This window comes from Bacillus cereus group sp. MYBK14-1 (assembly GCF_051916885.1).
GTDB classification, from domain to species: domain Bacteria; phylum Bacillota; class Bacilli; order Bacillales; family Bacillaceae_G; genus Bacillus_A; species Bacillus_A cereus.
This window is the reverse complement of sequence record NZ_JBQAHM010000017.1, coordinates 1-13347: the sequence shown is the minus strand read 5'-3', so window position 1 is coordinate 13347 and position 13347 is coordinate 1. Positions and strand designations below refer to the sequence as shown.

The window sequence follows — 13347 nt, the reverse complement described above, 5'->3', positions numbered from 1 at the left end:
CTGATTTATGTACTGATAGTAGTTTAAGTATATATTTTATAATAAATCATCTCAATATGAAGACCGTTTCAACCTTATGTCTTGTACAAACATCCCTTACAAAGTCCTAAAACCCTCCATACTCTCTCCAAGAATATAGTGTGAAAACCACATCAAGTTCTGCTTCATAATAGCCACATGAACTCCTGGTTGGTCAGAACTATATGCCATTCCTTTAAATATAATTAATTCTGTATCAACTTCCATATCCATTAATCCTTGATATAGATCATATGCATTTGTAATTGGAATTCTTGCATCCTTTTCCCCATGTTGAATTAAGGTAGGCGTACAAGCTGATTTAATATACGTCATAGGTGATGTCTTCGTATATATCTCTGGATCATTCCATGGAGTATTTCCTAAATACATTCTAATAAAGTAAGGTATATCTGTATTTACATAATGGGTACTCCAGTTAGTTATTCCACCGCCAACTGAAATAGCTTTAAACCGACTACTAAACGTAGAACAGAAAGCTGATACATATCCACCGTTGCTCCATCCCATAACTCCTACTCTATCCTTGTCTACCATCCCTTTTTCTACTAGTTCATCCACTCCAGATATAACATCATCGTAATCAGCAATCCCCTGTTTTCTATAGTTAGCTTTTAAAAATTCATTACCATAACCTGAACTTCCTCTGTAATTTGGTTCTAAAACGATAAAGCCTTTTTCAACAAACTGTTCAATCGGATATTTCTCATTGAAGCAGTCTGAAAATATCGGAAAAGATGCCCAAGCCGGACCGCCGTGAATTACTACTAATAAAGGATATTTTTTATTAGTGTCCAACTCTACTGGCGTTGATAAAACACCTTCTATTTCAAGACCATCGCTACTTTTCCATGAGATGATTTCCCTGTTACTTCTAAGTTTCCCTTTGAAAAAGCTATTTTCATCCGTTATTTTTTTATCGTCTAAATAGATTTCAAAGGTTTCATTTGTTATAGCCTTATTGTAGGATATATGTTTGCCATCCTTTGTTATAGAAGCATCCATTATAAAGCCATCTACTTTTTCGCTTAATATTTCCACAGTGCCATCTTCGGCTAGCAATCCAATAAGATAATTCGTTTTATTCTGCCACCTAATTAAAACCCCTTTAGCTGTCCACTGTAATGGCATAACCGTACTATCAAAATCTGTTAAAGGTTGAATTAGCTCTCCGGTATTTATATCATATATCTCTAACGTACTATCTTGTATATGGTTTCTATAGTAACCCTTCTCTCTTATGCTTGCTGTGTAACATATTTCACTGCCGTCAGGAGAAAAGCAAACACTCCCTCCCAACAACTTATCCACATTCAGCTTTTGTAGCTCTCCAGCTTTAATATGGAGTATGTATAGATCTCCATTTATATAATCTGCCATATTTGAGCTTGGTGTCGCCATAAATACAACCTTTTTACCATCATTTGAAATATCAAATTCATGGATATGAAAATCCTTACCATCCGTTAATTGATAAACAACTCTGTTCTTGTGTTCATCTGTATCACTTTGTATCACCTTCTCTATTTCAATGTAATATAAACAATTATTCTGGTGTTCCTTACCTATATGTTGAAAATCTCCATATAGATCCTTACGTTTCTTTATCTCCTCACATTCTTTTGACTGCGTAACATAATAAAGACCCTTGCCAGTAGGACCCCATTTGAATGTACTGACTCCTTCTTTCTCATCGGTAATTTGAACCTCTCTATAACCATCTAGTGACTTAACAAATATCTGATTTTTCCCATCACCAACTGGACTAAGATATGCGATACACCTAGCATCTGGAGACCATAATGGGTGTGTACTATCTATATCACCATTTGATAATGGGTAACTCTGCTTCTTATCTTTTTCATATATCCATACATGATTCCTATATGTATTGTCTTTCCAATCAGCCGTCTTCTTAACAAATGCTACGTTTTTACCATCATCACTTATGTTTGTACTTGATACGGTTGGCAATGAAATAATCTCTTCTATACTTAGATATGTTTTTTCATTCACTTTCATCAATATCCCCCCTTGAAATGTCCATAAATCTCTCGTCTCTTTTTGCCGTAATAAAGGAAATTGTTCACGAATACTTAAAATGATAACGGAAAATTCAGATAAATAAAAGTGAAGTCGATAAAGTAAAACTTTAATTTATGGAGTTCTATCCACTTACCAATTCTAGATGTTCTTTTTCGACACAAAAACACCCCTTTTATATACAAATTTGTAAATTTATTTTAAAGCTATAACTATATATTGGTTTGGAATAAAATTTGATAAAAATGAAGTCACAAATCTTTATTTAACAACAAAAAAATTCATTTTGAAAAAACGATTAATCAAAATAGAATCACTCTTTTTAACTAAGTATGAGATTTTTATAAAAAAATTTTAATCAAAACTCACTTAGAATCTTTACTTGAAGGAATAAAGCTTCGCATCTTTTTTGTGAACATCGTTAAACTAAGATAAATTTTGACCGTATCTGTAATTAATTGTAAAATATTATACGTAGAAAGGTATTATAAAATAAATATAGAAGGGGTATGTTTTTTAGTTTTAAAGGGGCTAAAGCACATCTATTTTATGTTTTGAAAGGGAGAATTGAAAAATCATATGAAGAATTTCAAAAAGAGTACAGGTAAAATTTTACTAGCATCTGGATTAGTAGTTTCTATGTCAGCTTGTAGTGTAACAAATTTATTTGGAGAAAAAGAAAAAACAAATGCTGAATCTGGTAAACAAGAAAGTAAAGAAACTAAGACAGAAGGTAAATCATCTGAAACAAAGGAAAAATCAACTAACTCAAAAGAAGAAAGTAAAGATGTTAAGATGATTATGGTTTTGCCTGAGGATTACCCACAACTTATGGTAGACATTGAAGAAGACTTATTAAGACGTCTAGATTACTATGATGCTTCTGTGAGGGATAATAAAAAGGGAAGTAAGTCAAATGAAGAGGTACGAGATAGTATTAAAGACTTAGATAAAGTATTTAATAAAATAGAGCGTATAGATGCACCAGGAAAATACAAGGAAGATCATAAGGAAATTGTAAAAGCTGTTCAAAAGTTAAAAGAATCTTTCAAAGAAGTATCGAAGTTATTTGATTACTCTAAAACACTTAAAGATACGGATGATGCAATCATAGATAAAGCAAACAATAAATTAGATGAAGCAAAACGCATTTGGAAACCTGTATTTAATAAGTTAAAAGCGGAAGCTAAGGGTGGTTCAACAACTACTTCTACAACAAGTGGTACTAGTTCTTCTAACTCACCGAGTTTATCTAGTGGTAATACAGTTAAAACATACAGTACCCAAGATAAAACTGGTATATTCAAAGGAAAAATTGATACACCAGACGAGGATTCCGCTAAGTTTAAGAATGTACAGAACAACTATAAAGACGGTACAGAGCTTGTAGGTAATTGGGGTATTGATTACGGAGACGGAGTCAAAACTACGTTAGTCCTAAAAGCAGATAAGACATTTGAAACATATGCAAATGGTTCTTATCCAAATAAAGATAATTACTTAACAGGAACATACCAAGCAGACGTTTCTTCCCATCAGTTAACGCTAATGGTGGAAAAAGGAACTCAAAATGGTCAAGAAGTGAAATTGGAAAGACCTATTTATTCATCATATGAGGTTAAAAATTTAGATGGTAAAGCGTTACAGATTTTCCACATAGACGAACAAGTAACAATTTGTTATGTAAAACAATAAATAACTAAAAAAACTCTGTAAAATGATTTTTACAGAGTTTTTTCTTAGTTTTAATTTATTTCAAACGTATAACTATACTTATTAACCTACCAATCTCCTACTCAACAGTAACAGACTTAGCTAAGTTACGTGGCTTATCAACGTCACACTCGCGGTGAAGTGCTGCGTAGTATGAGATAAGTTGTAATGGAATAACTGCTACTAGCGGTGCTAGCGCTTCGTGTACAGCTGGTAATACGAAGCTGTCTCCTTCCATTTCTAAGCCTTTCATTGAGATGATACATGGGTTAGCTCCGCGTGCTACTACCTCTTTCACGTTGCCGCGAATTCCAAGGTTTACGTGCTCTTGTGTAGCAAGTGCGATAACTGGTGTACCATTTTCGATTAAAGCGATTGTACCGTGTTTTAACTCTCCTCCAGCGAATCCTTCTGCTTGGATGTAAGAGATTTCTTTTAGTTTTAACGCACCTTCTAATCCTACGTAGAAGTCTACGCTACGTCCGATGAAGAAACAGTTACGCGTTGTCGCTAAAAATTGTTTTGCTAATGCGTCCATTTCTTCTTTTTGATCACAAAGTTCTATCATTGCATTTGCTACAAGTCCTAGTTCGTGTGTTAAATCGAAATCAAGAACTTCACCTTTTGCTTTAGCAATATCAGCCGCTAAAATTGAAAGTACTGCAAGCTGTGCTGTGTAAGCTTTCGTTGATGCAACTGCAATTTCTGGTCCAGCGTATAACGGAAGTGTATAATCAGCTTCACGAGAAAGCGTAGAACCAGGCACGTTTGTAATTGTTAATGCTTTATGGCCCATTTCATTTGTTTGCACAAGTACTGCACGGCTATCAGCTGTTTCACCACTTTGTGAAATGTAAATGAAGAATGGTCTTTCTGTTAATAATGGCATGTTGTAAGAGAATTCACTTGCCACGTGTACTTCAACTGGCATTTTTGCAAACTTCTCGATAAATTGTTTTCCAACAAGACCTGCATGATAACTCGTTCCACATGCAATGATGTAAATACGATCGCTATCTAAGATCGCATTGCGGATGTCTTGATTTAATTCAATTTCGCCATTTTCATCTTGATACTTTTGAATTATATTACGGATTACAAGTGGTTGCTCATCGATTTCTTTAAGCATGAAATGAGGATATGTTCCCTTTTCAATATCACTTGCGTCTAATTCCGCTGTAAACGGTGCACGTTCAATCGTTTCACCTTGTAAGTTTTTAATTGTAATACTTTCTTTCGTTACGATTACGATTTCTTTATCCATTAACTCAATAAATTGATCTGTAACTTGTAACATCGCCATAGCGTCGCTTGCCACAACATTAAAGTTGTCACCAACACCTACTAATAGCGGGCTTTTGTTTTTAGCAACATAAATCATGTTTGGATTTTCAGCATCAAGTAATCCGATTGCATAAGAGCCATGTAAAAGAGATAGCGTATTACGGAACGCTTCTTCTACACTTAATCCTGTGCTCACTTGTTGTTCCATAAGCTGTACGATAACCTCTGTATCTGTTTCACTTACGAACGTTACATCTTGTAAATATTCCTTTTTCACTAATTCATAGTTTTCAATTACACCGTTATGAACTAATGTAAAGCGTTTTGATGTACTTTGATGCGGATGCGCGTTTACTTTACTTGGAACACCGTGTGTAGCCCAGCGTGTGTGTCCGATACCCACGCTTGCTGCTACGTTCTCATCTACGATTTCACGAAGTTTTGCGATACGGCCTTTTTCTTTGTATACAACAACACCGTTCTCTGCTTGTACTGCAATACCTGCTGAATCATATCCACGATATTCTAGCTTTTCTAAACCTTTTAATAAAATTTCCTTTGCATCTTGCTCTCCAATAAATCCTACGATTCCACACATGTTTAGTCGCCGTTACAAATGCTTACACTGCTCTGCGAACATGTAACGACATAGTCCGATACCATTTTTATTTATACTAAAAAACGGATTACATATTGCTAGCCCTGTAAGCTTGTAACGGCTTTCACCTTCCTCTCGATTGGGTTTAAGTCCGTATATACTTATACAGCTAGTTTTCATCCGTTCCTCTTCTCTCATCACACTTTCACCTTTGTCCACTAAGTCACCTTAATGATTTAAGTAAAAGCTTGCGGTTGTGATGAACAACCGGGAGTCATCCGCCGAAATCTCGATAAACCCCACCTCGTCAACTACACTATTTGTAGTTCTGGCGCTTTTATAATTTACAATATTTCCTTTGAGAAAAAGAACAAGACCATCTTATAACAAACATGGATAAACCGTCAATGAAATTTTTTTCATCGTCTATAAAACATATGAAAAAGGAGCACTTTTTGTGCTCCTTTTTCATATAAATTCAGCTAATTATTCAGCGCCAACTTCAGCTTTCACAACTTCTACAATGCGATGTACATATGCATCACAAACTTCTTGTGTTGGTGCTTCTGCCATTACACGAATAAGTGGCTCTGTTCCAGATGGACGAACAAGAATACGGCCATCACCGTTCATTTCTTCCTCTACAACACGAATAATTTCTTTAATTTTTTCATTTTCTAATGCTAATTTTTTATCTGTTACACGAACGTTTACTAACAATTGTGGGAATTTCGTCATTTCTCCTGCAAGCTCAGATAATGGCTTTTTCGTCATTTTCATGATGTTTACAAGTTGAAGTGCACTTAACATTCCATCACCAGTTGTAATGTAATCAAGTAAGATAATATGGCCTGATTGTTCTCCACCTAGGTTGTAACCTCCACGCTTCATTTCTTCCATTACGTAGCGGTCACCAACTGCTGTTTTATCACTTGTAATATTATTTGCTTCAAGTGCCTTGTAGAAACCTAAGTTACTCATAACAGTTGAAACAACTGTATTATGTTTTAATTGACCAGTTTCTTTCATATATTTCGCACAAATGAACATAATTTGATCACCGTCAACGATGTTTCCTTTTTCGTCTACAGCAATTAAACGGTCGCCATCGCCATCAAAAGCAAGTCCGATATCCGCACCTTTTTCTTTTACCAATTCAGCTAAGCCTTCTGGATGTGTAGATCCTACACCCTCATTAATATTCATACCGTTTGGAGAAGTTCCCATTGTTGAAATATCAGCTTCTAGGTCTGCAAATAAGTATGGAGCTAGAGAAGAAGTTGCACCATGTGCACAATCTAAAGCGATATGTAGGCCAGAGAAATCTTCTTCAACAGTTTGTTTAATGTACTGTAAATATTTTTGTCCACCTTCAAAGTAATCGCTCACTTGTCCAAGATTAGTACCTGTCGGACGTGGTAGTTCATCAACTTCTTTGTCTAATAAAGCTTCAATCTCAGCTTCTTGCTCATCTGTTAATTTAAAGCCGTCTGAACCAAAGAATTTAATACCGTTATCTTGTACTGGATTATGAGATGCAGAAATCATAACACCCGCTTGTGCATCTAGTGCTTTTGTTAAATAAGCAACGCCCGGTGTAGAAATAACGCCAAGGCGCATTACTTCTGCTCCAGTTGATAATAGACCTGCTACTAAAGCTCCTTCTAACATATGACCAGATACACGTGTATCACGACCGATAATTACTTTTGGACGATCTGTATCTTTTGTTAATACATAACCACCAAAACGTCCAATTTTGAAAGCTAATTCAGGTGTTAACTCCTTATTTGCAACTCCGCGTACTCCATCTGTACCAAAATATTTACCCATTATGATTCGCTCCTTTTTCTTGCTCTTTTTGATTATCTACTGTTGGTTCTTGACTCGTTTCTTTATCTTTATCTTGATTTTGATTTTGGTTTTGATTCTTTTCCTGTTCTTTTTCTGAATCAGGTTCAGGATTTTTTGGTTTCTCATTTTGATTTTCTTGATCCGTATTTGAATCCGGTTGTTGACCGTTACCCTGTACTTCTTTATCTGGTTTTTCTTTCTTCACAATAGTAACTTTAGCACTTTTTTGTTTTGGTTCTATTGAAATATTACCAGGACCGCTCACTTGAATGGAAATATCTTTCGTCCCTGAGGATACATTTTGCAGATTAATTACCGCTGTTATTTGAGCAGCTGTTATTTTATCTACTATACTTGCTTCTCCTGAAATATCAACACTTATCTTTCCATCTTGCGGCGAAAGTAGCTGAGCAGTAACATCTTTAGACAGTCCATTTTTCTGGATTGGGATACCATCAATCGTTTTTGTTTTCGTTTGTTTTGTTTTTTGCACTCCCACCGAAACCTTCACTTGATTCGGTTTTGCACTTGTTACACCCTTGGGTAATAAAACAGAGGCATCGAATGTTGTAGACTCTGTCAATTGACTAAGATCTACTTCGACCCCCTCTAGCGATTGTATATTATCCAAAATATCTTTTGGACCAGCTATCGTTACTTCTCTCGGTTCAACACTGATATTTGTAACCGCCAATCCTTCTGCTAAACTCCCCTTCTTCGTATACGTTACAGGAACAGTTTTTTCAGTATTATTGGCTGTAGTTTGCGTTGCCACATTCAACGTTACACTAATCTTAGATGGACTTGTTCTTACATTTAAACGTTTTCCTTCTTTATTGTATAATGTAACTTCGGGCGTTTTTGTAACAGTTTTATTAACACCTTTTAAATCAACATACGCTTTGGCAGAGGAAATGCTTTCAATTTCTTCTTTCGTCCCAACTACCTCAACAGTATCCGGTTTAAGGCTTGATTTTTCTAGAGTAGCCCCCGCTGGCATCTGATCCTCATTTGATAATTTCAGATCTACATGAACATATTTTCTCGCCTTTTCATGAAGAGTAACTTTAATTGTTGATGGCTGAACTGTTCCTTTCACATCATCTGGAAGCCCGTTCGTTTTTAAAGAAATCTCATAAGTTCCTTTTGGACTATCTCGCAAATCAACCGGTATGTCAAATTGTTTTTTTGCTTTTGCTGTAGCAACTGATGCTTTTGGGCCTTCTAATTTTACTTTAACGCCCTCTGCCGGAATACCACTTACAATATATTTCTCCTCATCATACTTAAGATTAATAGCATAATTAGTTAATGTTTCTTTCGTATCATTTGCAAAAGGTAATATACCTGATGTCGTATTTTTTTCAGTTAACGTCGCTGACATAAAAAGCATACACGCCAATAGTAATGAGATCCCTTTTAAAAACCAATGATTCTCCATTAACTTATCCATGACGCTTTCTCCTCCAATTCCATAAAGACGAAGAAGTCGTTTTTTCGTTTCCACTAAATTCAGCTAATAACATATCTTTCAGCTGTTCTGTCTTCAAATCACGATGCAACTTACCATTTTTCGTTAAAGAAATTTGACCAGTTTCTTCAGACACAACTACTGTAATACTATCAGTAACTTCACTAACTCCCATTGCAGCACGATGTCTAGTTCCTAATTCTTTAGAAATAAACGGACTTTCTGATAATGGAAGATAGCATGCTGCTGCTTTAATTGTACTTCCTTGCATAATTACCGCTCCGTCATGAAGAGGTGTATTTGGAATAAAAATATTAATAAGTAATTCCGATGATACGTTTGCATTAAGCGGAATACCCGTTTCCACATAATCACCCATACCGGTCTCTTTTGACAAAGTAATTAATGCACCAATTCTACGTTTCCCCATATATTCGGTTGCTTTTGCTATCGCTGTTGCAACCATTTCAGGTTCATCATCCTCATGCGTTCCAACACGCGAAAATAAACTCCCGCGCCCTAGCTGCTCAAGTGCTCTTCGCAATTCTGGCTGAAAGATAATAATAACGGCTAAAAATCCCCACGTTAATACTTGTTCAGTTAGCCAAGATAGCGTACGCAATTCAAGGAAAATACTGATCATCTTAACGACGATAATAACTGTAATCCCTTTTAAAAGTTGAACAGCTTTCGTCCCTCGGATTATAAGAATTAGCTTATATATAATAAACCATACAATGGCAATATCTAATGCCGTACTAAGATATTTCAAAATGGTCGTATCTTCAAAAGGCATGCTATCCCTTCCTCCTACTTACGAGCAATTCTATCCATATATTGAAATATTGTTTTATGCTCTATCTGTATGTATTTCCAACAACTAGTTAATTATACCATACATGAAACAAACGACAATTACAAACAACCCCCTTTAGCTCAAATTGGTAAGATGTCAAACATTTTTATTGTACAGTATAATATAAATCATTATTATACGCTTATTTTCAAATAAAAAAAGCAACTTCTCAGTTGCTTTTCTTACATTTATTTTAGTTTTTCACCGAATAAAGAACCCATTAAAGCAACTGCTGTTGTTGCCGTTCTATTTCTCTCATCTAAAATTGTATTTACCTCAACAAATTCAGCAGATGTGATAATATCAGCTTCTGCTAACATTTCCATCGCCAAATGACTTTCACGATAAGATAGACCGCCAATTACAGGCGTTCCAACACCTGGTGCATCATGAGGATCAAGACCATCTAAATCTAATGATAAGTGTACACCATCGGTATGAGATAAATATGCGATTGTTTCTTCCATCACAGCCGTCATCCCCATACGATCAATTTCATGCATTGAGAACACTTTAATACCTTCATTGCGAATGAAATCTTTTTCTCCTTCATCCAATGCACGCGCACCGATAATTACGACATTCTCTTTTTTCACCTTTGGATATGCTCCGTATAAATCTACAAGTGAAGAATGTCCATAACCTAAACTTGCTGCAAGTGACATACCATGAATATTTCCAGATGGTGAAGTTTCCTCTGTATTTAAATCACCGTGTGCATCATACCAAATAACGCCTAAGTTTTTATAATGTTTTGCTACACCAGCTAATGTACCGATAGCAATACTATGGTCACCACCTAATACAAGTGGAAAACGACCTTCTTCTATAATATGATCCACCTTACTTGCTAATTCATTACATACAGTTGCAACTTGTGTAAGGTTTCTTAATTTTGTATTTTCATCTATCTCTTTTTCTCTCTCTATACATATATCTCCCATATCTTTAACGTCATATCCAATTTCTTCAATTCTTTCAATTACCCCTGCATAACGGATCGCGCTCGGTCCCATATCAACTCCACGACGCATCTGTCCTAAATCCATTGGAACTCCAATAACTGAGATTTCTTTTTTCATAGATAGTATCCCCCTTTTATGCCTTCACTAAATATTTTAAATCTTTTATATAGTCTGACTCAACTCGACATTTTTCTGTATGGATATACAATTTATTCACTTATATTCACGTTGAAAACCAAATTTTAAGACTATTCTATGTATAAAATTAACTTAATGAAACAATCGCAATCACTATTATTAAATAATAATAATAAAACACTCCTATATTTAGAAGTGTTTTTCTGATGCTATTTTCCATACTGTTGCAATATTCTTCGTTGTCATTTCAATATTTTCTTCTGCTACTTTATATGCTTCTTCTAGTGTCATCGGTCTCGTTGTGATACTAAATACCGCATCTATTCCTTTCTCGTACACAGCTGAATAATCAGATGATACAGACCCTCCAATAGCAATTACAGGCACAGAAAAACGTTTTGCACGCCCCGCAACACCCACAGGAGCCTTTCCATATGCAGTTTGTTTATCTATTCTACCTTCACCAGTTATAATAAGATGTGCATCTTCTATATGTTTATCGAAATTTGTATAATCTAATACAATTTCAATGCCCCTACGCAAGTCTCCCTTTAACACTGAAATAACAGCCGCTCCCATTCCTCCCGCTGCCCCTGCACCAGGTATTTCAGATACATCAAAAGATACATATCGTTTAAGCATATTCGCATAATGTTGTAAATTCTCATCTAGCTCTTTCATCATCTCTATATTTGCACCCTTTTGTCTCCCAAATACGAAAGATGCTCCCTGCATTCCGACTAATGGATTATCCACATCACATGCCGCTTCTATCTTTACGCCCTTTAAGCGTGGGTCCATTCGTGAAAAATCAATAGTAACAATCGAGTGTAATGTGCCTCCAGATGGATCTATTACTTCACCCTTACCATTTATAAACCTTACTCCTAAAGCCGCTAACATACCTGCCCCGCCATCATTTGTAGCACTTCCTCCAAGTCCTAAAATTATGTACTCCACTCCTTGATCTAGCGCATGTAATATAAGTTCTCCTGTTCCTTTTGTCGTTGTAATAAGTGGGTTGCGCTTTTCAACTGGAACGTGCTGTAATCCTGATGCTGCTGCCATTTCAATAAACGCTGTCTTTTTATCTTTAGAAATGCCATAAAAAGCTTGTATACCTTCTCTAAGCGGTCCTGTCACACTAATTGATATAATTCTCCCCCCTGTAGCATCAACAAGTGATTCAACCGTCCCTTCTCCTCCATCTCCAATTGGTATTTTCACATACTCTGCATTAGGAAAAATTGCTCTAAAACCTCTTTCAATAGCTCCACATACTTCTATAGCTTTTAGGCTTTCTTTATATGAATCAGATGCAATAACAACTTTCACAATTATCTCCCCATCCCTTATTTTTACGTTTTCTTCATTTTAAACGACAAGTATAAAAGTTGTCTTTTTAAACACAAAAAAAGCTTACATCGTATGATATAAGCTTTTTTATTTAGATGGAGCCTAGCGGGATCGAACCGCTGACCTCCTGCGTGCAAGGCAGGCGCTCTCCCAGCTGAGCTAAGGCCCCTTATTAATTAAGCGGAAGACGGGATTCGAACCCGCGACCCCAACCTTGGCAAGGTTGTATTCTACCACTGAACTACTTCCGCAAAAATGATGAGCCATGAAGGACTCGAACCTTCGACCCTCTGATTAAAAGTCAGATGCTCTACCAACTGAGCTAATGGCTCGTAAATGGCTGGGCTAGCTGGATTCGAACCAGCGCATGACGGAGTCAAAGTCCGTTGCCTTACCGCTTGGCTATAGCCCATTAATATTTACTAGTATGGTTATCTTTTCAAAAAAATAAACCCTCTCAGGTTATTTTAAAGAAAATGGTGGAGGGGGGCAGATTCGAACTGCCGAACCCGAAGGAGCGGATTTACAGTCCGCCGCGTTTAGCCACTTCGCTACCCCTCCGACATTTTAAATATATATGGTGGAGGATGACGGGATCGAACCGCCGACCCCCTGCTTGTAAGGCAGGTGCTCTCCCAGCTGAGCTAATCCTCCAAAAGTGGTGACCCGTACGGGATTCGAACCCGTGTTACCGCCGTGAAAGGGCGGTGTCTTAACCACTTGACCAACGGGCCAAAAAAGTTTTAAACCTATTCCCAAGCTTCCAACCGGGCTTGAACCGGTGACCTCTTCCTTACCATGGAAGTGCTCTACCAGCTGAGCTATGGAAGCATAATGGCTCCGCAGGTAGGACTCGAACCTACGACCGATCGGTTAACAGCCGATAGCTCTACCACTGAGCTACTGCGGAATAATATTAGCCTGGCAACGTCCTACTCTCACAGGGACAAGGTCCCAACTACCATCGGCGCTAGAGAGCTTAACTTCCGTGTTCGGTATGGGAACGGGTGTGACCTCTCTGCCATCATTA

General features: G+C 36.7%; 9 protein-coding genes, 9 tRNA genes and 1 rRNA gene. 1 reads left to right on the top strand and 18 read right to left on the bottom strand.

Annotated elements, in window-relative coordinates; genetic code table 11:
• Window positions 1-96: 96 nt before the first annotated feature.
• Window positions 97-2061, bottom strand: a complete 1965-nt coding sequence (locus ACTFR3_RS26760) for a S9 family peptidase (protein ID WP_048655828.1) — start codon at window positions 2059-2061, stop codon at window positions 97-99.
• Between the two features lie 588 nt (window positions 2062-2649).
• Here ACTFR3_RS26760 and ACTFR3_RS26755 point away from each other — a divergent pair.
• The gene (locus tag ACTFR3_RS26755) at window positions 2650-3777 is read left to right on the top strand and encodes a DUF3994 domain-containing protein (RefSeq protein ID WP_011109777.1); all 1128 of its coding nucleotides are present in this window, start codon (window positions 2650-2652) and stop codon (window positions 3775-3777) included.
• Window positions 3778-3874: 97 nt separating this feature from the next.
• On the opposite strand, the gene glmS is transcribed toward ACTFR3_RS26755, so the two are convergent.
• The 17 genes from glmS to rrf form a co-directional block, all read right to left on the bottom strand.
• Window positions 3875-5677: a glutamine--fructose-6-phosphate transaminase (isomerizing) gene (gene glmS / locus ACTFR3_RS26750; RefSeq protein WP_000334163.1), complete on the bottom strand. Its 1803-nt coding sequence runs from the start codon at window positions 5675-5677 to the stop codon at window positions 3875-3877.
• A 12-nt stretch (window positions 5678-5689) separates the two neighbouring features.
• Window positions 5690-5875, bottom strand: a complete 186-nt coding sequence (locus ACTFR3_RS26745) for a hypothetical protein (protein ID WP_001206405.1) — start codon at window positions 5873-5875, stop codon at window positions 5690-5692.
• Between the two features lie 288 nt (window positions 5876-6163).
• Window positions 6164-7510, bottom strand: coding sequence for a phosphoglucosamine mutase (gene glmM, locus ACTFR3_RS26740; RefSeq protein ID WP_000521476.1), 1347 nt, complete (start codon window positions 7508-7510; stop codon window positions 6164-6166).
• Entirely contained in the window at window positions 7503-8984 is a 1482-nt protein-coding gene (locus ACTFR3_RS26735; protein WP_000359601.1) for a CdaR family protein, read from the bottom strand. Before ACTFR3_RS26735 ends, glmM begins: the two co-directional genes overlap by 8 nt.
• Window positions 8977-9798 (bottom strand): diadenylate cyclase CdaA, encoded by an 822-nt coding sequence (gene cdaA, locus ACTFR3_RS26730; RefSeq protein ID WP_001115697.1) that lies wholly within the window; start codon window positions 9796-9798, stop codon window positions 8977-8979. Before cdaA ends, ACTFR3_RS26735 begins: the two co-directional genes overlap by 8 nt.
• A 248-nt stretch (window positions 9799-10046) precedes the next feature.
• Entirely contained in the window at window positions 10047-10940 is an 894-nt protein-coding gene (gene rocF / locus ACTFR3_RS26725; protein ID WP_000711563.1) for an arginase, read from the bottom strand.
• Window positions 10941-11150: 210 nt separating this feature from the next.
• Entirely contained in the window at window positions 11151-12296 is a 1146-nt protein-coding gene (locus ACTFR3_RS26720) for a glycerate kinase (protein ID WP_000869587.1), read from the bottom strand.
• A 117-nt stretch (window positions 12297-12413) separates the two neighbouring features.
• Window positions 12414-12486, bottom strand: a tRNA-Ala gene (locus tag ACTFR3_RS26715).
• A 10-nt stretch (window positions 12487-12496) separates the two neighbouring features.
• Window positions 12497-12568, bottom strand: a tRNA-Gly gene (locus ACTFR3_RS26710).
• An 8-nt stretch (window positions 12569-12576) separates the two neighbouring features.
• Window positions 12577-12649: transfer RNA gene (locus tag ACTFR3_RS26705), tRNA-Lys, on the bottom strand.
• A gap of 5 nt (window positions 12650-12654) precedes the next feature.
• Window positions 12655-12729, bottom strand: a tRNA-Gln gene (locus ACTFR3_RS26700).
• Between the two features lie 65 nt (window positions 12730-12794).
• Window positions 12795-12878 (bottom strand) — tRNA-Tyr (locus tag ACTFR3_RS26695).
• Between the two features lie 17 nt (window positions 12879-12895).
• Window positions 12896-12971 (bottom strand) — tRNA-Val (locus ACTFR3_RS26690).
• A 5-nt stretch (window positions 12972-12976) separates the two neighbouring features.
• Window positions 12977-13051, bottom strand: a tRNA-Glu gene (locus ACTFR3_RS26685).
• A 24-nt stretch (window positions 13052-13075) separates the two neighbouring features.
• Window positions 13076-13148: transfer RNA gene (locus tag ACTFR3_RS26680), tRNA-Thr, on the bottom strand.
• Window positions 13149-13152: 4 nt separating this feature from the next.
• Window positions 13153-13227, bottom strand: a tRNA-Asn gene (locus ACTFR3_RS26675).
• Between the two features lie 9 nt (window positions 13228-13236).
• A 5S ribosomal RNA gene (rrf, locus tag ACTFR3_RS26670) occupies window positions 13237-13347 on the bottom strand; the annotation flags it as partial.

Excerpts from the sequence above, each read along its gene's own strand:
- ACTFR3_RS26735 (WP_000359601.1), bottom strand. The coding sequence starts at position 8,984 with ATGGATAAGTTAATGGAGAATCATTGGTTTTTAAAAGGGATCTCATTA.
- rocF (WP_000711563.1), bottom strand. The coding sequence starts at position 10,940 with ATGAAAAAAGAAATCTCAGTTATTGGAGTTCCAATGGATTTAGGACAG.
- ACTFR3_RS26760 (WP_048655828.1), bottom strand. The coding sequence starts at position 2,061 with ATGAAAGTGAATGAAAAAACATATCTAAGTATAGAAGAGATTATTTCA.
- ACTFR3_RS26745 (WP_001206405.1), bottom strand. The coding sequence starts at position 5,875 with ATGAGAGAAGAGGAACGGATGAAAACTAGCTGTATAAGTATATACGGA.
- cdaA (WP_001115697.1), bottom strand. The coding sequence starts at position 9,798 with ATGCCTTTTGAAGATACGACCATTTTGAAATATCTTAGTACGGCATTA.
- glmM (WP_000521476.1), bottom strand. The coding sequence starts at position 7,510 with ATGGGTAAATATTTTGGTACAGATGGAGTACGCGGAGTTGCAAATAAG.
- glmS (WP_000334163.1), bottom strand. The coding sequence starts at position 5,677 with ATGTGTGGAATCGTAGGATTTATTGGAGAGCAAGATGCAAAGGAAATT.